This is a genomic window from Thioclava sp. IC9, from assembly GCF_002213225.1.
GTDB lineage: Bacteria > Pseudomonadota > Alphaproteobacteria > Rhodobacterales > Rhodobacteraceae > Thioclava > Thioclava nitratireducens.
This window is the reverse complement of record NZ_NBNX01000006.1, coordinates 199,300-217,287: the sequence shown is the minus strand read 5'-3', so window position 1 is coordinate 217,287 and position 17,988 is coordinate 199,300. Positions and strand designations below refer to the sequence as shown.

Here is a 17,988-nt window from a genome sequence, read left to right as displayed (position 1 = left end):
GCAGCGCAGCAATCGCCTAAGTCACGGGGCTGATACTCGCGCTACACGCCTATTTTCGGAGACTACCATGACGCTCGAACCCCGCCACGCGCGGGCCGTGATCCTGTCGCTGGCCCTTGGCACTTTCGGTATCGGCGTGATCGAATTCGCGTCCATGGGGCTGCTGCCCTATTACGCGGCCGATTTCGGGATCACCGAGGCGCGGGCCGGTCATGCGATCTCGGCCTATGCGCTTGGCGTCGTGATCGGCGCGCCGCTTCTGGCGGTGATCGGCGCGAAAATCCCGCGCAAGCAGTTCCTGATCGGGCTGATGGGGTTCTATGCGGTGGCGAACCTGCTGGCCGGGTTCGCACCGAATATGGATAGCTTCATGGCGGCGCGCTTCGCCTCGGGCCTGCCGCATGGGGCCTATTTCGGGATGGCGATGCTGTTCGCCGCTGACCTGATGCCCGTAGGCAAACGCGCGCAGGGCATCGCGATGGTGATCTCCGGCCTGACGATCGCGAATATCGTGGGCGTGCCGCTGGCGGGGGCGATCGGCCAGAATTTCGGCTGGCGCTGGGGCTTTGCCATCGTGGCGGTGATCTGCGCGGCTTCGGCCCTGATGATCGCGCGCGTCGCCCCTGCGACACCGCGCGATCCGAACGCCAGCCCGATGCGCGAGCTCGGTGCTCTGGCCAATCGCTCGGTCTGGCTGACGCTTCTTGTAGGCTCGATCGGCTTCGGCGGCATCTTCGCGGTCTATTCCTACTTGTCAGCGGCGATGATCGACACGCAGGCAGGCCCCGCCTGGACGATCCCTGTGGCACTGTCCGCCTTCGGGGTGGGCGGCACGCTGGGCAACTGGATTTCGGGCAAGCTCTCTGATTGGTCGCGCTTCGGCGCGGGGGTGATCCTGCTTTGCGGGATGATGGTGATGTCGATCCTCTACACCTTCACCATCGGCAACTGGGTCGCGATGTCGGTGGCGATGGTCGCGCTTGGCTCGACCGCCGGGATGGTGATCCCGATGCAGATGCGGCTGATGGAAGTCGCGGGCGAGGCTCAGACGCTCGCCGCTGCCCTCAATCACGCGGCCTTCAATCTCGCCAACGCGATCGGGCCGTTTCTTGCCGGGATCGCGCTGGCGGAAGGCTATGGCTGGACCGCCACAGGTTATGTCGGTGCGGGGCTGGCAGCGGCGGGGCTTGTCTTCCTTGCCATCGCGTGGATCGACAGCCGTCGCCCCGCCGCCGTTCCCGCTTAGGCTTTCTCGATACGCACCGGGACGCCCTTGGAGCCGGGCGTCTTCGACAGCTCGTCATTGAGCCCCACCGGCACCAGCACGTTGCACTCGGGGTAATAGCCCCCGACCGTGCCGCGCGGCAGCTCGAACGTGACGACCTTCAGCCCGGTCTTGCTGCGTGCGACCCCATCATCCATGTCGCCATGGACAACCACAGGGTCGCCGTGCTCGAGCCCCAGATCGGCCATGTCGATCTTGTTCATCAAGAGCACGTCACGCGTCCCCTCGATCCCGCGGAAGCGGTCCGAATAGCCGTAGATCGTGGTGTTGAACTGGTCGTTGGAGCGCATCGTGATCATCCGGTAGCGGCCCGGTTTGTCGTCGAACCCCAGCGCGTTGAGCTTGGACGGCGTCGTGAACTCCAGCTTGCCACTCTCGGTCTTCCAGATGCGATCATGCGCCGGATTGCCGCGCCAGAACCCGCCCGGCTCGTTCAGCCGCTCGTTGAAGCCGCGGAAATCGTCCGGGTAGGTCGCCTCGATCAGGTCGCGGACCTGGGAGTAGTCCTTCACCCACTCGTCCCATTTCAGCTTCGGGTTAGGCTCGCAGATCGCCTTCGCGATGCTACAGGTGATCGCCAGCTCGGATTTCAGCTTGTCCGACGCGGGCGCACCCTTGCCGAGAGAGCCATGGATCATCGAAAAGCTGTCCTCGACCGAGACGTATTGGTTACCCGTTTCCTGCTCGTCCTTTTCCGACCGGCTCAGACAGGGGAGGATATAAGCCACCTCGCCCGGATAGAGATGGGAACGGTTGAGCTTCGTCGAGATCATCACCGTGAGCTTCTGCTTCGGCCACGCTTCTTCTATCCGGTCGCTATCGGGTAGCGCGCGAACCAAGTTGCCGCCGAGCGAGAAGGTAGCCGAGACCTTGCCCTCCAGCATCGCCTGCGCGGCGTCGACGATGTGGAAACCGTCTTCCTGCGGCGGCTCGAAATCGTAGAGCTCGCGCAGCTTGTCCATCGGGATCAGCTTCGCCTTTTCGGCGATGCCCACCGTACGCTGGCCCTGAACGTTGGAGTGGCCGCGCACCGGGCAGCACCCCGCGCCCTTGCGCCCGATATTGCCGCGCAGCGCGAGGAAGTTCACCAGCATCCCTATATTGGTCGCCCCATGCGCGTGCTGAGTAAGCCCCATGCCATAGACGCCAATGACCTTCTGGGCGTGGATGTAGACATCCGCCGCCTGCCGCAGCTCGGCCTCGGACAGCCCGCATTCCTCGGTGATTTGTTCCCACGACGTCGTGCGGCAGAAGGTCAGGAACTCGTCGTAATTGATCGCGTGCTCTTTCAGGAACTCCCAGTCGACGACCTCTGGGCGACCCTGCGCCTGGGCTTTCTCGTCCTCTTCGAGCACCGCCTTGCACAGGCCAGTCAGCGCCGCGATGTCCGAGCCTGCCTTCAACTGGTGATACTGGTCGGAGATCTTGGTTTCGTGGCCCCGCGCCATATCGTAGAGGTTCTGCGGATCGACGAAGCTGACGAGCCCCTGTTCCTTCACCGGATTGAAAGTGACGATCTTCGCCCCACGATCCTTCGCCGCCTTCAGCGGATGCAGGAAACGCGGCGAGTTGGTGCCGGGGTTCTGACCGAAGAAGAAGAAGCAGTCGGTCTCTTCGAGATCTTCCCAGAGAATGGTGCCGACCGGCGAGCCGATCACCTTCTTGAGGCCGACCGAAGTCGTCTCGTGGCACATATTGGAGCTTTGCGGCAGGTTGTTGTTGCCGTAGGCGCGCGCCATCAGAGCCCAGAGATAGCTCGCTTCCAGCCCGGCATGGCCCGAGGAATAGAATACGACCTCTTTCTTCGGCAGCCCCTTCACGATCGAACCGATCTCTGAGAAAGCCTCGTCCCAGCTGACCTCGACATAGCGGTCGGAGGCGCGATCGTAGCGCATCGGCGCGGTCAGGCGGCCGGTCTTTTCCAGCTCGTGATCGGGCCAGTCCTTGAGTTCCGCAACCGTATGATCATCCCAGAACTCGGGCGTGTGGCGCGATTTCGTCATCTCCCAGAGCGTCGCCTTCGCCCCGTTTTCGCAGAATTCGAACGGGTGGTAATTGGCAGGTTTCGGGAAGGCGCAGGAGGCGCACATGAAGCCGCCCGGCTTGTTCTGCCGCTCGAGTTCGCGCAGCACGTCAGGCGAAGAAGGCCAGGATTCACCGAAGATCCGGGCGATACCCTTCAACGAGCCCCACCCGCCCGACGGGCCGCTTTCTTCGGGAAGTTTATCTAGCTTGTCAGACATGGCGCGCAGCTCCTCCGGTTTTGGTCCGCGCAGATACGAGCACGCGCGCCCCGAGGGACGCGCGTAGGCCGGACTTACCGGCTGAAGGCGACATATGGAAAACGTCGGGCATGAAATCTGTACGCGGGATATGGATCACGCAGACCCAACCAAGCGTCTGCGCCCCCGGTTCCAGCGGTTCTCGCGCTTCACTCAGTAGTGATGTTCATGCTCGGACGTCTTGCCGCGGAACACCCAGTAGGCATAGGCCGTATAAGCAAGGATGATCGGCAGGAAAATCGCCGCGCCGACGAGGATGAAGCCCTGCGACATCGCCGGTGTGGAGGCCTCGCGGATGGTGATTGAGGCGGGCACGATATAGGGGAAGATCGACAGTCCCAGTCCCGCGAAACACAGCACGAAGATAGCGATCCCCGACAGGTAGGCGACGACGCCTCGGTCCGAGCGGATCGCCGTCCAGTAGCCGAAGCCCGCCACGAGCAGCAGAAGCGGCACCACCGCGCTCCAGATCACGCCCGGCCATTGGAACCAGCGGTGATAATATTCCGGATGCAGGAACGGGGTGGCGAGCGAAGCGAGGCCGATGAACCCCAGCGTCGCGATCAGCGCGCGCTCCCCGATCCGGCGCGCCAGATCATAGAGCCCGTGCGAAGTCTTGATGACCAGCCAGGCCGCCCCCAGCATCACGTAGCCCGCCACCAGCGCCAGCGCGGTGCCGAGCGAGAAGAAGCTCACCCAGTCGAACGGGCCGCCGGTAAAGGTCCGGGCGGTCACTTCGGGGCCGCGCAGCAGCCCGCCGAGGATCGCGCCCTGCGCCAGCGTCGCGACGAGCGAGCCGCCGAAGAACGCCCGGTCCCACAGCCGCTGCCAGCGCCGGGTCTTGCCACGAAACTCGAAGGCCACACCCCGGAACGCGAGAGCGAGCAGCATTATGACGATGGGGATATAAAGCGCGTTCAGGATGATCCCGTAGGCCAGCGGAAAGACGGCAAGCAGACCGCCGCCGCCCATCACCAGCCATGTCTCGTTGCCGTCCCAGACCGGGGCGACCGAGTTCATCGCGCGGGTGCGGTTCTCCTCGGAGCCGAGGAACGGAAACAGGATGCCGATGCCGAGATCGAACCCGTCGAGCACCACGTAGGTCAGGATCGCGAAGGCGATGATCGCGGCCCAGATGTCGGGCAGGTAATGCGCAAAGCCGGTCATGCGTGGGCCCCCTCTTTCTCGGTCGTCACATCATTGGCGAGCATCGCGCCCGCCACGCCGCCTGCGCGCTGCGGCGTGTTCTCCACCGGCTCGGCACCTTCCGGTCCGCGCCGCATCAGCCGCAGCAGGTAGAAGGTGCCCGAACCGAAGAGGAAGGCATAGACCACGACGAACCCGATCAGCGCGGCCCAGGCCTGCCCCGCCGTCAGCGAGGACACGGACTCCGCCGTCGTGAAGTGACCGTAGATGGTGTAGGGCTGGCGGCCGAATTCGGTGGTGAACCAGCCCATGATGATCGCGAGGAAGCCGCCCGGCGCGAAGACCAGCGCCACCTTGTGGAACAGGCCCGGCTCGTGCAGGCGCTTGCGCCACATCAGCCAGCCGCCCCAGAGCCCGATCGCGGCGAAGGCGAAGCCGAGCCCCACCATGATCCGGAAGGTGAAGAAGACGATCGTCATCGGCGGGCGCTCATTCGGCGGGAAGTCCCCGAGGCCCGGCACCTCGCCATCGAGCGAGTGGGTCAGGATCAGCGAGGACGCATAGGGCACCTCGATCTTGTAATCGGTGCGCTCCTTGCTCGGGTTCGGGATGCCGAAGAGGATCAGCCCGGCACCCTTGCTGGTCTCCCAATGCCCTTCCATCGCCGCGATCTTGGCAGGCTGATGTTCGAGCGTATTGAGCCCGTGCTGGTCGCCGGCAAAGATCTGGATCGGTGCGGTCACGAGGATCATCCCGATCGCCATGCGGAACATGGTGCGCACGGCATCGTCCGCATTGCCCCGGATGTGATGCCACGCGCCGACACCCGCCACGACGAGCGCGGTCGTGAGATAGGCCGCCAGCACCATGTGAACGAAACGATAGGGCAGCGAGGGATTGAAGATCACCTCGAACCAGCTGGTCGGAATGAATTGGCCGACATCGTTGATCTTGAAGCCCTGCGGCGTCTGCATCCAGCTGTTCACAGAGAGAATCCAGAAGGCCGAGATCAAGGTGCCGACCGCGACCATCGTGACCGCGAACATGTAGATCCACTTGTTCACCCGGTTGCGGCCAAACAGCATGATCCCGAGGAAACCGGCCTCGAGGAAGAAGGCCGTCATCACCTCGTAGCCCATCAGCGGCCCGATCACCGGGCCCGCCTTGTCGGAAAAATGCGCGAAGTTCAGACCGAACTCGTAGGACATCACGACGCCCGAGACGACACCCATCCCGAAGACCACCGCGAAGATGTGTTTCCAGAACTCGAAAATTCGCTGGTAGACCTGTTTGCCGGTGATCATCCGCAGGGCTTCCAGCACCATCAGGTAGCTCGCCGTGCCGATCGAGAAGGCCGGGAAGACGATGTGTGCCGCGACGACGAAGGCGAATTGCGCCCGCGCCAGATCGAGTGTCGGTATGTCGAATATGCTCATGGTCGTCCGCGTTTCTGCACGTTACGTGATAAGAACTAGACTTACCCGAGGGTACGGCAACCGCCGGGCCATGGTTCAAACGTCGCAGCGTGGCGGGATGTCGCAGGCTCAATGAAAAAAGCCCGCGCGGAGTTCCGCACGGGCTTTATACAAAGTTGGCGTCACGTCTTTCACGCAACTTGCTTGAGGGCGCTTTCTTCCGGGATGAACTCCTCGTGGAGCGCCTTGATCACGGGTTTTAGATCGTCCCGTTCGAGGACGAATTGCACGTCCACATTCCGCGGCCCCTGGGTGGCGCCGAGGCTTTCCATATCCGCTTTCGCGATCGCCTGCAGGCCACGGGTCAGTACCGAGAGACCGCTCAGGTCACGCCCGATGACCGAGGCCATCGAGAGCATCCGGGCCGAGATTTCCGCCGAGGGATAAATCTCGCAGAGATCCTTCTCGACGCGCTGCAGCACACGGATCGGGGCATCGACGTAATGGGTGATCGTGTTCGCATTCGAGGCCTTGGACACGATACGAACGTCGTGGCGCGTCAGCACCTCGAGGATTTTGGCGTCGTAGCCCTTCACGCCGACCATGTCCTGTTCGAACACTTCGAGCGCGATGATATCGAGGCCGGTCACCATTTCGACCGCCGCTTCCTTGGCGGGCTTGTCGTCGATCAGCGTGCCCGGATCGCCCGGGTCGAACGCGTTGGTGACACGCAGCGGAACGTCCGCCTGGCGCAGGGTCTTGGCGGCCTTCGGGTGGATCGCCTCCATGCCCATGTTCGACATCTGGTCGGCCACGTCGTAGTTCGTGTGACCCAGCTTGCGCACCTTGCCCTCGCCCACCAGCTTCGGGTCGGCGGAAGACAGGTGGAATTCCTTGTGAATGATCGCCTCGCGCGCGCCGGTGAGGGCTGCGAGCTTGGAGAAGGTCACTTCGGAGTAGCCACGGTCGAATTCCCGCATCAGGCCTTCGGCACATTGCGCATAGCCCGTCACGATCGGAAGCTCGGATTTCGGATCGATGTCCTTCATCGCACCCATGATCCGGCCTTCTAGGTCGTGATCGGTCTCGTCGCGCCAACCGGACAGGTCGACGAGACGTGCGTTCACGCCGTTGCGCTGCAACAGGAGCGTCGTGACGAAAGCGGAGTGCGCCTCGCCCAGACCCGACAGCAATTCGCGGATCTGCAGCATATGCTGCGAGAGCCGGAAGTGCCCGTAGGAGCACAGACGCTGCAGGTCGATCAGGCAGTTGCGCGCGCCTTCGGTACGCTCGCGGACGAACTCGGTCGCCTGCGCGATGTCGCCGGGATGCTTGAGCACATTCTCATGGGCTTCGATCATCGCGGTGGACACGCGGCTCAGCGCCTCGTGCCAGCCATGTTCGCTGTCGGCCTTTGCGAATTGCGCATAGACACCCGCCTCGCCCGATTTCTTGTGTTCGAGCAGCAGATCGGTGATGCCACCGAACGCCGAGACGACGAAAATGCGGTTATAGAGATCGGCGCCCTTGCGGTCTCCGATGAACAGCGTGTCGAGCAACTCGTCCACGCGGCTCATGGAGGTGCCGCCAATCTTTTCGACCGTGTGATTCTGGTGGGTCAATTTGGCCCCCTTACGAATTTTCCAGTTCTTCGGCCGGCGCGTACGACCCGTCTTCACGGTGAACCTCGTTACCGGTCACCGGCGGGTTGAAGCAGCAAGCCATGACGAGGTCTTCGTCCCCCGCGACGAGGCGGTGATGGTCATGCAGGTTAAGCGCATACATCACGCCCGGTTTGATTTCGTGGCGCGTGCCGTTGTCGAGCTCGGTGATGTGGCCGTTGCCCGAGATGCAGTAGACGCTCTCGAAATGGTGCTTGTAGTGGAACGTGTGATCCGAACCGGCCTTCAGCGTGGTGATGTGAAAGCTGAAGCCCATCTTGTCGTCGGCCAGCAGCATGCGCACGCTGCTCCAGTCGGCATCGGACACGTCGCGGTCTGTGTTCTTGAGCTTGTTGAAATCACGAACGATCATGATCGTTTCTCCGTACTTGAATTTGTTGGATCGCCGGGGAGGGGGCGGATTATTCCGCCGCGATGTCCGTGCGTTCGCCGGTCACCTCGGTGGCGGCTTCACGCAGGATTTCCAGCCCCTTGCGGAATTGTTCCATCGGCGTGGTCAGCGGTGCGAGCACCTTCACGACCTGGTCGTCATTGCCCGAGGTTTCGATCACGAGACCCTTCTCGAAGCAGCGACCGCAGATCGCCGAGGCAAGCTCGCCAGTGCCGACATCGACACCCTGCATCAGGCCCCGGCCCTTGAGGAAGGCACCCGGCACGAGATCGGCCACGGCGGCCAGACCTTCACGCAGGACGTCCGATTTCACGGCCAGTTCCTTCTGGAACTTGTCGTCGGCCCAGAACTTCTCGATCGCCACGGTGGCGGTCACGAAGGCATGGGTGTTGCCGCGGAAGGTACCGTTATGCTCGGCCGGGCCGAACACGTCGTAGTCGGGACGCACCAGAACCAGCGCCATCGGCATGCCGAAGCCGGAGATCGACTTCGCTTGGGTCACGACGTCCGGCATCACGTCCATCTCCTCGAAGGAGAAGAAGGTGCCGGTGCGGCCGCAGCCTGCCTGAATGTCGTCGATGATGAACAGCGCACCGTGCTTGCGGGCGACTTGTTCGACGCCTTTCACGAATTCCGGGCTTGCGGCGTTGAGGCCGCCCTCGCCCTGAACCGTCTCCAGCATGATCGCCGCCGGAGCGTCGATCCCGCCCGAGGCGTCCGAGAGCATCTGGTCGAGCAACGCGACCGAATCGACGCCATCGGCATAGGCGTCATAGGGCATGCGGGTCACGCCATGCGTGTCCATACCGGCGCCGCCACGGTGATAACCGTTACCGGTCGCCGCCAGAGCGCCCATGGTCACGCCATGGAAGCCGTTGGTAAAGGTGATGATGTTGGTGCGGCCAGTCGCCTTGCGCGCGATCTTCATCGCGGCTTCGACGGCGTTCGCACCGGTCGGACCGACGAACATCAGCTTGTGGTCCATGCCGCGCGGCGCGAGGATATGCTCCTCGAAGGCGCGCAGGAACTTGCCCTTGCTGTCGGTGTGCAGGTCGAGCGCGTGGCCCATCTTGTTCTCGGTCAGGTGCTCGATCAGCGCCTGCTTCATGTCCGGGTCGTTGTGGCCGTAGTTCAGCGACGAGCAACCGGCGAGGAAGTCAATATAGGTGTTGCCCTCGGCGTCGGTCAGCTCCGAGCCTTGCGCGCTGGTGAAAACGGTATCGAAGCCGCGGCAGTAGGAGCGGGCTTCAGATTCGCGTTGGGTAAAGATCGTCTTATCCGTCGAATGAACGGTCATGGGGGACTCCGTAGAATTGGGGAAAGAGGAGGGTGCGCGGCCTGAGATCAGGCGGCAGCACGCGCCTCCTCGGGGAAGGTGATGGTGACCATATGTTCGGTCGAGGCGTGGCCGTCGAAATGGTCTTCTTCGTGGAAGTGCGCCTCATCGGTCAGCTCGCCGCCCATCGAACGGGCGAAGGAACGGAAGAGCGCCCAGCTGGCTTCGTTGCTCTTGGTGATGGTCGTCTTCAACTTGGTGCAGTCTTCGGCGACGTCGCGCTGGATGAGGTGGCGCAGCATACGCTTGCCAAGACCCAGCCCCCGCGCGTCGGGGGAAACAGCCACTTGCCACACGAAGAACGTGTCCGGCTCGGACGGGGCGATGTAGCCCGAAATCCAGCCGACGACCTCGCCTTCGCGCTCCACGAGGACACAGGTGTCCCCGAAGTGATCGCACTGCAGAAGGTTGCAATACATCGAATTTTCATCAAGCGGCTTGCAGCGGCGGATCAGCTTCCAGATTTCGCTGCCGTCTTCGGACTCCGGCTTACGGAAGACCAGTTCAGAACCCTTCTTGATCGACTCGACTTGCGGCACAGCTCTTTCCTCTCGTTTGCTTCGGTAGCCTAAGTAGTTCATGTAGTCGAAAATTTCAACCACCTAACTAATGGAACCCGGAAAAGTTCCGCTTACAGCCTTATATTCTTGCTTATAAGCCCTAAATACCGTTAGTATGACAAAGCAAATGAGTAGAAGCGAACGAAATAAGCTTAGCAAAGCCAAGCAATTGCAGAACACGGAACTCTCTGCGATACTGGGTCGTCTTGATAAAAAAGGGGCCCGCCGGCTGATGGAGCGTGTCGATACGAGCCTGATCGCTTTGCGTAGAATCCTGCGCGCGACCGAAATGTTCGGTCGCGACCTGGCGAAGGCTGCCGGACTGACGCCTGCGCAGTTCCGCGTGCTTCAGGTGATTTCCGAAAAAGGCTGGTCGACCCCCAAGGCCATCGCACAGCGCATGGGCGTGAGCCAGGCGACGATGACAGCGCTGATCGACAAGCTCGAGCGCAAGGGCATGGTGACCCGTCAGCGCTCCGAACGGGACCGCCGTCAGACCGACATCGTGATTACGGAGCTCGGCGCGAGTGCGATCGACGAGGCGCCCGACGCCCTGCAGCAAATCTTCGTCCGCCGATTCGAGGCACTGGAAGATTGGGAGCAGGCTCAGATCATCGCCTCGCTCGAGCGCGTCGCCTCGATGCTCGACGCGCATGAGATCGACGCCGCCCCCGTTCTGGATTGGGGCGACATTTCCGGCAAGCCGAACTGATCAGGCCCGGATCCACGTCCCGTCCGGGGCGCGGATGAACCTCTCGTTCTCGATCGGCTCGAAGCTCATGTCCCGCGCCCCGTAAAGCGTGATCGACAGAGCGTCGCGCCCCCCTTCGATCACGTTGAACGTATTCGGCTCGCCGCGCAGGCGCGAGGACAGGCCCGTCCCCGCCTGCACGAACAGTATGCCCGGCACAGCCGAGAAGGGGGCCACCAACCCGGTGTGCAGATGCCCCGACAGCACGAGATCCGCACCGCATTCCGACATGCCCTGCAGCGCGTCCCCTGCCCCCTCCATGAGAGCCTTGTCGACCTCGGGGCCGTGTTCGAGCGGATGGTGCATCACTGCGACTCGCAATCTCTCGCCCGCTTCTTCGAATTCCTGACACAGACGGGAGATCGTGCGGTCGGGCACCTTCCCGCGCTGCCACGCGAAGCGGTTGACCGTGTTCACGCCCACCACCTTGAAGCCGTCGGTCTCGTAGACTGGTTCGAGATCGTGATTGATAGCGGATTTGTAGCGCCCGAAGGGCTTGAGCATCCGAAGAACGATATTGTCGAGTGGCGTGTCGTGATTGCCGGGCACCGATAGCGTCTCACTCTCGATCTGCTCGAGGAACATCCGAGCTTGCATGAACTGACCGCGCCGGGCGCGCTGCGTGAAATCCCCCGAGATCACCGTCAGATCGGGTTCGAGCTGGTTCAGTGCCGTAAGAAGCGGCATCTCGAGTTCGGGCAGGCTGCGCCCGAAATGCAGGTCGGAAAGGTGAACGATACGTGTCATGCAGTTGCGTCTTGGGGTTCGGTCTCGCCATGCGTCGCGGGCAGCACGATCCAGAGCGGCTCGTCGGACATCTTGAAGCGGAATGGGCTCTCAGCGCGGCATTTCTCACCGTCATAGGCCAGAAGGCCTCGCCGGCGCGCGGTTTCGATCTCGAAGGACTTCGCCCGGATCAACTCGTAATCCTCGCCCTGCTTTGTCTTGCGGCGCACAAGGCGCATGGAGAGACGGAAGAGATCCCGGCGGGTCTGCGCCTTTGCCACGAGCACCGCGAAGGCGTCGTCGCTGATCACGGTCGCCCCGTCGAGCCCGAAGAAATCGAGCTGATAGGCGGAGCGGGCGATGAAGACGAGCGCCGTGCGTCGACTCAGCTTTTTTCCGTCAGCCGTAATCTTCAGCTGCATCGGGCGCTGGAACCGAAGGAAGGTCTTGAACACCGACCAATGCGCGACGATCCGGCGGCGCCCCCAGCGCGCATAGATGTCCTCGCGCGCCTTCAAGATCGACGGGTAGATGCCGAGCGAGGCATTGTTCAGAAACACCTGCCCGTTCACTTCGCCGACGCGGATCGAGTGCGCTTTGCCTTCGCGGATCGCGCGCGCCGCCTCTTCCGGATCCTCGGAGAGACGCAGGCCTCGGGCGAAGAAGTTGAAGGTGCCGAGCGGCAGTACGGCCATCGGCACATCCTGCCCTAACAGCGCACCCGCGACAGCCATCGCGGTGCCGTCACCACCCGCCGCCACGATCATCTCCGCGCCCTCGTCGAGCGCTTTACGCACGGTCGCCACGATGTCGCTTTCCGGCGACCATCGATAAAGCGACGCACCGTCACCAAGCGCCTCCATCGCGCGGCTGATCGCTTCCTCGTCCTTGGCATTGCCCCCCGAAGAGGGGTTCGCAATCAGCGCGACCGCTTCGCGACGCAGCGCGGCGCTCGGCTGCGGCGGGGCACCGGAATCGGGGTCAGCATCGGAATTTCCGACGTTTTTCCCGTGACTTATACCGGACGGAAGCGCGGAATCCGCACCGGGGGTCACTGTGGCGGAAAACCCCGTGTTATTCTCCGACGAAACGGAGTCCTTGGGCTCGGTTGTCATGCTTTCACCTCTTCGTGCGGCTGTAACGCCGCACGGAGCCGGAAAGGTCCGTGAAAAGGTTGCGCGCCTCGACTTGGTTATTTACGACATAGAAGTGTCGGAATTTGGCAAGTCCTGCGCGCGTTCTCACGTGAGCGTGACTTCATGAGGATTCCAACCCGGGAAAATCCGGGACTTATCGCGACCGGTATCACGGCGGCAGCCCGCGCGGATCGCTTCAAATCAAAGCTGCCACAACAGGAGGACCTGTATGAACAAGAAAGCGCTTGCCGCGCTACTGACGGCGCTGCCGCTGGCGACCTTCTCGGCGCCTGCCTTCGCCGCCGACGGCGAATGTGGTTCCGTCACCGAAGCGGAAATGAACTGGGCTTCGGCCGGTGTCGCCGCTTGGGTCGACAAGATCATTCTCGAAAACGGCTACGGCTGTGACGTGACGCTGGTGACCGGCGACACGATGCCCACCTTCACCTCGATGAACGAGAAGGGCGAGCCCGATATCGCGCCCGAGCTTTGGGTGAACGCGGTGAAGGTCGCGCTCGACAAGGCCGTCAGCGAGGACCGCCTCGTGATCGCCGCCGAAATCCTCAAGGATGGCGGCGAAGAAGGCTGGTGGATTCCGAAATACGTCGCCGACGAGCACCCCGAGATCAAGACGGTCGACGATGCGCTGAAGCATCCCGAGCTGTTCCCCGATCCCGAAGAGCCGTCGATCGGTGGCGTCTACAACTGCCCGTCGGGATGGAACTGCCAGATCTCGACCGCGAACCGCTTCAAGGCCCACAAGGCCGAAGAGAAGGGCTTCAAGCTGGTCGACACCGGTTCGGCTGCGGGCCTCGACGGCTCGATCGCCAATGCCTACGAGTCCAAAAAGGGCTGGCTGGGTTACTACTGGGCACCGACGGCGATCCTCGGCAAATACCCGATGGTCAAGCTCGACGCAGGTGTTCCGAACGACAAGAAAGCCTGGGACGAGTGCAACTCGCAGGCCGATTGCGTCGATCCCAAGCCCAACGCCTACCCGACCTCGGACGTGTTTACGGTCGTGACCAAGGAGTTCGCCCAGAACAACGCGGTGGCCATGGACTACCTTGGCAAGCGTGAATGGTCGAACAAGATCGTGGGCGAGTTCCTCGCTTGGCAGGCCGACAACCAAGGCACCAATGAGGACACCGCTTACTACTTCCTCGAGAACTATCCGGATGTCTGGAAAGCGTGGCTTTCCGACGACGTGATCAAGAAGGTCGAGGACGCGCTCTGAGCGGGCGAACCGAGATTTTGGCGCGCGTAAGGGGAGCCTTGCGCGCGCTTTCTTTTAACCGGCGCAAATAATCGACCGGAGGACATAACAAGATGGCATCTTCATGCTGGGGCTTGCCGGAACTGCTCTGTGAGTTCCCTTCCCTTCCCAACTCCACCCTGCGCCACATGCGCATGGGCATCGACGACGGGTTCCGCGGCATCGTCCGCGCCTATTCCGATCAAATCGACGCGGCCACGCGGCCGCTTCAATGGTTTCTCAACACTCTCGAACACGCCTTCGTGGACACGCCGTGGTTCATCATCTTCGCGCTGATCCTCGTCGTGGTGTGGTTCGCCTCGCGCAATCCGAAGATCGTGATGGGCTCGGCCATGGGCCTTGCCTTCATCGGCATTTTCGGCCTGTGGGAGGACACCATGACCACCCTCGCGATGGTCACCGTGGCGACGCTGATCGCGATCATCCTCGGACTGCCGATCGGCATCCTGATGGCACGCTCGGACCGGATGCAGCAAATCCTGACGCCGGTGCTCGACGTCATGCAGACCATGCCATCCTTCGTCTATCTGATCCCGGTCGTCGTGATCTTCGGGATCGGCAAGGTGCCCGGCGTGATCGCGGTGGTGATCTACGCGATCCCGCCGATGATCCGTCTGACCAATCTGGGCATCCGCCTCGTGGACAAGGAAGTCATCGAAGCCGCGGACGCCTTCGGCGCCAACCCGCGTCAGAAACTCTGGGGCGTCCAGCTTCCGCTGTCGCTGCCGACGATCATGGCGGGCGTCAACCAGACCATCATGATGGCGCTGGCGATGGTCGTCGTGGCCTCGATGGTCGGTGTCGGCGGCCTCGGTAAAAACGTGCTGCAGGCGATCAACAACCAGTTCTTCACCATCGGCTTCCTGAACGGCTTCGCGCTCGTCGCGATCGCGATCATCTTCGACCGCGCAAGCCAGGCGTTCGGCAAGCGGCTGCAGAAACATTCGGAGGCTGGCCATGACTGATGCGACGACAAACGCAGCGGACGAGACCCGCTCGGGCATCGAAATCCGCAATCTCTACAAGATCTTCGGGGCGCGACCCAAAGATTACGTGGAGGTCGTGCAGGGCGGCATGGGCAAGGAAGAGCTCAACGACAAGCACAACCATGTGCTCGGTCTGCAGAACATCAACCTCGACCTGCCGCCGGGCAAGATCTCGGTGATCATGGGCCTCTCGGGCTCGGGCAAGTCGACGCTCATCCGCCATATCAACGGGCTGATCATGCCCACGGCCGGGGAAATCCTCTATAATGGCCGCGATGTGGTAAAGATGAACGAAGAGGAGCTTCGTGAATTCCGCCGTCACGAGACCGCGATGGTGTTCCAGAAATTCGCGCTTCTGCCGCACCGGACCGTGCTGGAAAACACCTGCTACGGCCTCGATATCCAGGGCATCGACCGCAAGGAGTCCGAGCCGATCGCGAAGAAATGGATCGCGCGCGTTGGTCTTGCGGGCTACGAGGACAACTACCCGAACCAACTCTCGGGCGGCATGCAACAGCGGGTGGGTCTAGCCCGCGCGCTGGCCAACGATGCCGACATCCTGTTGATGGATGAGGCGTTCTCCGCGCTCGATCCGTTGATCCGGATGGACATGCAGAAGGTGCTTCTTGACCTGCAGGCGGAGCTGAAGAAGACGATCGTCTTCATCACCCACGACCTCGACGAGGCGCTGCGGCTGGGAGACAAGATCGCGATCCTGCGCGACGGTGCGCTAAATCAGGTGGGCACTGGGCAGGAAATCGTGCTGCGCCCGGCGAATGAATACATCGCCGAGTTCGTCCGCGAGGTGAACCGGGGTCGCGTGATCCGGGCGGAGACCATCGCGATGCCATTGCCGGAAGGCGAGCTGCCGAAGATGAAGGTAAAAGCCAGCTCGGTGCTCGAGAAGATCGCGCGCCGGATGGCCGATGCCGAGGTGCGCATGGCGACTGTTGTCGACAAGGCGAACAAGCCGATCGGCGTGGTCGACATGCCGACGATCCTGACGGCCATGGTCACGCCCGCAAGCGTCGAAGAAGGCGATGACGCGGTCGAGGAAGACAGCGCCGCCTGAAGACTACGGGGCCGCCGCGCCAGCGTGGCGGCCCTGCCCGGCTCAACCCATCAGAACCAGCTGGGTCCGCGGCGCGACAATCGTATCATGTTGGCGCTGGTGTGGTTTCCGATCTGCGTCATCGAAGCCGAAATCGCCCGATCTGCCGTCTGTCCGCGCATCAGCGCGAAAGCTGCAGCCTCTGCCGCCGCCGCAACCGCCACTGGCTTTTCCTGCATCATCTGGAACGATTCGAGCGGGGAAACATCCCAAAGCCCCATCATCCCCGCGACTCGCATCGAGATCACCGCTTGCGCCTCGACGCCGATCCGCGCGGCCTCGAAACCGATGCGCAAAAAAGAAAGGGGATCCATGCAAACTCCTAGAACCAGACACCGCTGCAAAGCGACGCGGGGCCGTCAGGATCGCAGGTACAAGTAAAGATAATGCACGTTTCTTGGCGGTCGAGGCGGAAAAAATCAGATTTCCGCGATCTTGACGTTACAAAACGCCAAGTATTGCTTGGCCGCACCGGTTTTCCACCTTGCCTTCACGGCACTGTGACCCATCCTTTTAGCGTCGCTCGCGTATTGACAGGGCGCAGACGTGAACCAAATGGTTCAAAAATCGCGCGCGGGTCGGTCGGCGGGGCCGAAACCATGCGCAAACAGGGATTTTGACGGGACATCCAAATGATCAAACGCCTCCTCATCGCTCTCGTCGCCCTCATCCTCGTGGTGGGTGGCGTCGTCGGCTACAATCTTTTCCGCTCCAAGATGATCGCGCAGTTCTTCGCGAATATGAAGCAGCCCCCCGTGGCGGTTTCGGTCAGCGAGGTGAAGCCCATCACCTGGGAGCCGGGCCTCGAGGCGATCGGGACCGCCGCCGCCGTGCAAGGGACCGAACTTGCCGTCGAAATGGGCGGCACGGTGCAGGCGATTCATTTCGAAGCGAACGACAAGGTCGAGAAGGGCGAGGTGCTCTTGCAGATCGACGACAGCTCCGAGCGCGCCGATCTGGCCTCGGCCAAGGCCGCTCAGGACCTCGCCGAGACCAATCTCAAGCGCGCGCGTCAGCTTGCCGACCGGGGCGTGTCCGCCACCTCCAATCTCGATCAGGCCGAAGCAAGCGCACAGGAAGCGCGCGCAAGCGTCGCGAAGCTCCAGGCCTTGCTCGAGAAGAAGCGCCTGACAGCGCCGTTTGCGGGCATCATCGGCATTCCGCGGGTGGAGGTCGGCCAATATGTCGGAACCGGCACCACTTATGCGACGCTGCAGGATCGCGATCATATGCGGGTCGACTTCACACTGTCCGAGCAGCAGGCGCGGCTGGCCGAAGCGGGTCAGACCGTCAAGGTGCAAACCGAGGACGGCTCCGTCGACCTGAAAGGCGAGATCACCGGGATCGAGCCCAAGATCGACCCGAATTCGCGCCTCGTGACGCTGCGCGCCGAGGTTCCCAATGGCGAAGGCAAGCTGACGCCCGGCCAGTTCGTGCATGTCACTGTCGTGCTGCCCGCAGAGGATAACGTGATCGCCCTGCCGCAGACCGTGGTCAGCTCCAACCTCTACGGCGATTCCGTCTACGTGGTGCGCAAGGAGACCCCCGAAGGCGCGGATAAGCCGCAGTTGGTCGCCAAGCAGGTCTTCATCACGCTCGGACGCCGCTCCGGCCAACTTATCGAAGTCACCAAGGGTCTCAAAGCGGGCGACATGGTCGTCAACGCGGGTCAGAACAAGCTGAACTCCGGCGCGACGGTGAGCATCGACAACGCGATTTCGCCCGATCCCGATGCGCCCTCGACCGAAGAGGTGATGAAAGCCCTCGGCATGGAGGGCAACGCCGCGGCAAACTCCGAGACGTCTTCGGACGGCAACTCGAGCGCCAGCGCGGAGGGGGACTCGGACACCACGTCGGACGCCTCATCGGACACGACCTCAGACGGCGCGAAGGCGCAGTAAGGCC

The 17,988-nt window shown here is 62.4% G+C and carries 16 protein-coding genes; 6 read left to right on the top strand and 10 right to left on the bottom strand.

Annotation, left to right across the window (positions count from 1 at the left end; translation table 11 throughout):
• The first annotated feature begins 67 nt into the window (after positions 1-67).
• The gene (locus B6V76_RS16145) at positions 68-1,246 is read left to right on the top strand and encodes an MFS transporter (protein ID WP_088722961.1); all 1,179 of its coding nucleotides are present in this window, start codon (positions 68-70) and stop codon (positions 1,244-1,246) included.
• Here B6V76_RS16145 and B6V76_RS16140 read toward each other — a convergent pair.
• From B6V76_RS16140 to ectA, 7 genes are all read right to left on the bottom strand, one after another.
• The gene (locus B6V76_RS16140; protein ID WP_088727926.1) at positions 1,243-3,528 is read right to left on the bottom strand and encodes an FdhF/YdeP family oxidoreductase; all 2,286 of its coding nucleotides are present in this window, start codon (positions 3,526-3,528) and stop codon (positions 1,243-1,245) included. The genes B6V76_RS16145 and B6V76_RS16140 overlap by 4 nt on opposite strands.
• A 192-nt stretch (positions 3,529-3,720) precedes the next feature.
• Entirely contained in the window at positions 3,721-4,734 is a 1,014-nt protein-coding gene (gene cydB, locus B6V76_RS16135; protein WP_088727925.1) for a cytochrome d ubiquinol oxidase subunit II, read from the bottom strand.
• Positions 4,731-6,149 (bottom strand): cytochrome ubiquinol oxidase subunit I, encoded by a 1,419-nt coding sequence (locus tag B6V76_RS16130; RefSeq protein ID WP_088727924.1) that lies wholly within the window; start codon positions 6,147-6,149, stop codon positions 4,731-4,733. Before B6V76_RS16130 ends, cydB begins: the two co-directional genes overlap by 4 nt.
• 170 nt (positions 6,150-6,319) lie before the next feature.
• Entirely contained in the window at positions 6,320-7,750 is a 1,431-nt protein-coding gene (locus B6V76_RS16125; RefSeq protein ID WP_075775938.1) for an aspartate kinase, read from the bottom strand.
• 10 nt (positions 7,751-7,760) lie between these two features.
• Complete coding sequence (locus B6V76_RS16120; RefSeq protein ID WP_075775937.1) at positions 7,761-8,162, bottom strand: ectoine synthase; 402 nt, start codon at positions 8,160-8,162, stop codon at positions 7,761-7,763.
• A gap of 49 nt (positions 8,163-8,211) precedes the next feature.
• Complete coding sequence (gene ectB, locus B6V76_RS16115) at positions 8,212-9,498, bottom strand: diaminobutyrate--2-oxoglutarate transaminase (RefSeq protein ID WP_075775936.1); 1,287 nt, start codon at positions 9,496-9,498, stop codon at positions 8,212-8,214.
• A 47-nt stretch (positions 9,499-9,545) separates the two neighbouring features.
• On the bottom strand, positions 9,546-10,076 hold the full coding sequence (gene ectA / locus B6V76_RS16110; RefSeq protein ID WP_075775935.1) for a diaminobutyrate acetyltransferase: 531 nt from the start codon (positions 10,074-10,076) through the stop codon (positions 9,546-9,548).
• A 253-nt stretch (positions 10,077-10,329) separates the two neighbouring features.
• Here ectA and B6V76_RS16105 point away from each other — a divergent pair, with 253 nt between their 5' ends.
• Positions 10,330-10,809: a MarR family transcriptional regulator gene (locus B6V76_RS16105; RefSeq protein ID WP_075775934.1), complete on the top strand. Its 480-nt coding sequence runs from the start codon at positions 10,330-10,332 to the stop codon at positions 10,807-10,809.
• On the opposite strand, the gene B6V76_RS16100 is transcribed toward B6V76_RS16105, so the two are convergent.
• Positions 10,810-11,595 carry a metallophosphoesterase family protein gene (locus tag B6V76_RS16100; RefSeq protein ID WP_075775933.1) on the bottom strand — a complete coding sequence of 262 codons (786 nt, stop codon included), beginning with the start codon at positions 11,593-11,595 and terminating at the stop codon, positions 10,810-10,812.
• Complete coding sequence (locus tag B6V76_RS16095) at positions 11,592-12,689, bottom strand: diacylglycerol kinase family protein (protein WP_088727923.1); 1,098 nt, start codon at positions 12,687-12,689, stop codon at positions 11,592-11,594. Before B6V76_RS16095 ends, B6V76_RS16100 begins: the two co-directional genes overlap by 4 nt.
• A 250-nt stretch (positions 12,690-12,939) precedes the next feature.
• Between B6V76_RS16095 and B6V76_RS16090 the strand changes: the two genes are divergently transcribed.
• The 3 genes from B6V76_RS16090 to B6V76_RS16080 all read left to right on the top strand — a co-directional run bounded on the left by B6V76_RS16090 (position 12,940) and on the right by B6V76_RS16080 (position 16,044).
• A complete protein-coding gene (locus B6V76_RS16090) occupies positions 12,940-13,947 on the top strand; it encodes an ABC transporter substrate-binding protein (protein WP_075775932.1) in 1,008 nt (335 codons plus the stop codon).
• A gap of 92 nt (positions 13,948-14,039) precedes the next feature.
• On the top strand, positions 14,040-14,951 hold the full coding sequence (locus B6V76_RS16085; RefSeq protein WP_075775931.1) for a proline/glycine betaine ABC transporter permease: 912 nt from the start codon (positions 14,040-14,042) through the stop codon (positions 14,949-14,951).
• Positions 14,944-16,044: a glycine betaine/L-proline ABC transporter ATP-binding protein gene (locus tag B6V76_RS16080; RefSeq protein WP_088720348.1), complete on the top strand. Its 1,101-nt coding sequence runs from the start codon at positions 14,944-14,946 to the stop codon at positions 16,042-16,044. Before B6V76_RS16085 ends, B6V76_RS16080 begins: the two co-directional genes overlap by 8 nt.
• Positions 16,045-16,094: 50 nt before the next feature.
• Here B6V76_RS16080 and B6V76_RS16075 read toward each other — a convergent pair whose 3' ends face one another.
• Positions 16,095-16,397: a hypothetical protein gene (locus tag B6V76_RS16075; protein ID WP_075775929.1), complete on the bottom strand. Its 303-nt coding sequence runs from the start codon at positions 16,395-16,397 to the stop codon at positions 16,095-16,097.
• Between the two features lie 318 nt (positions 16,398-16,715).
• Here B6V76_RS16075 and B6V76_RS16070 point away from each other — a divergent pair, with 318 nt between their 5' ends.
• Complete coding sequence (locus B6V76_RS16070; protein ID WP_088727922.1) at positions 16,716-17,984, top strand: efflux RND transporter periplasmic adaptor subunit; 1,269 nt, start codon at positions 16,716-16,718, stop codon at positions 17,982-17,984.
• Positions 17,985-17,988: the final 4 nt, after the last annotated feature.

Excerpts from the sequence above, each read along its gene's own strand:
- B6V76_RS16145 (WP_088722961.1), top strand. The coding sequence starts at position 68 with ATGACGCTCGAACCCCGCCACGCGCGGGCCGTGATCCTGTCGCTGGCC.
- B6V76_RS16140 (WP_088727926.1), bottom strand. The coding sequence starts at position 3,528 with ATGTCTGACAAGCTAGATAAACTTCCCGAAGAAAGCGGCCCGTCGGGC.
- cydB (WP_088727925.1), bottom strand. The coding sequence starts at position 4,734 with ATGACCGGCTTTGCGCATTACCTGCCCGACATCTGGGCCGCGATCATC.
- B6V76_RS16130 (WP_088727924.1), bottom strand. The coding sequence starts at position 6,149 with ATGAGCATATTCGACATACCGACACTCGATCTGGCGCGGGCGCAATTC.
- B6V76_RS16120 (WP_075775937.1), bottom strand. The coding sequence starts at position 8,162 with ATGATCGTTCGTGATTTCAACAAGCTCAAGAACACAGACCGCGACGTG.
- ectB (WP_075775936.1), bottom strand. The coding sequence starts at position 9,498 with ATGACCGTTCATTCGACGGATAAGACGATCTTTACCCAACGCGAATCT.
- B6V76_RS16105 (WP_075775934.1), top strand. The coding sequence starts at position 10,330 with ATGGAGCGTGTCGATACGAGCCTGATCGCTTTGCGTAGAATCCTGCGC.
- B6V76_RS16100 (WP_075775933.1), bottom strand. The coding sequence starts at position 11,595 with ATGACACGTATCGTTCACCTTTCCGACCTGCATTTCGGGCGCAGCCTG.
- B6V76_RS16095 (WP_088727923.1), bottom strand. The coding sequence starts at position 12,689 with ATGACAACCGAGCCCAAGGACTCCGTTTCGTCGGAGAATAACACGGGG.
- B6V76_RS16090 (WP_075775932.1), top strand. The coding sequence starts at position 12,940 with ATGAACAAGAAAGCGCTTGCCGCGCTACTGACGGCGCTGCCGCTGGCG.
- B6V76_RS16085 (WP_075775931.1), top strand. The coding sequence starts at position 14,040 with ATGGCATCTTCATGCTGGGGCTTGCCGGAACTGCTCTGTGAGTTCCCT.
- B6V76_RS16080 (WP_088720348.1), top strand. The coding sequence starts at position 14,944 with ATGACTGATGCGACGACAAACGCAGCGGACGAGACCCGCTCGGGCATC.
- B6V76_RS16075 (WP_075775929.1), bottom strand. The coding sequence starts at position 16,397 with ATGGATCCCCTTTCTTTTTTGCGCATCGGTTTCGAGGCCGCGCGGATC.
- B6V76_RS16070 (WP_088727922.1), top strand. The coding sequence starts at position 16,716 with ATGATCAAACGCCTCCTCATCGCTCTCGTCGCCCTCATCCTCGTGGTG.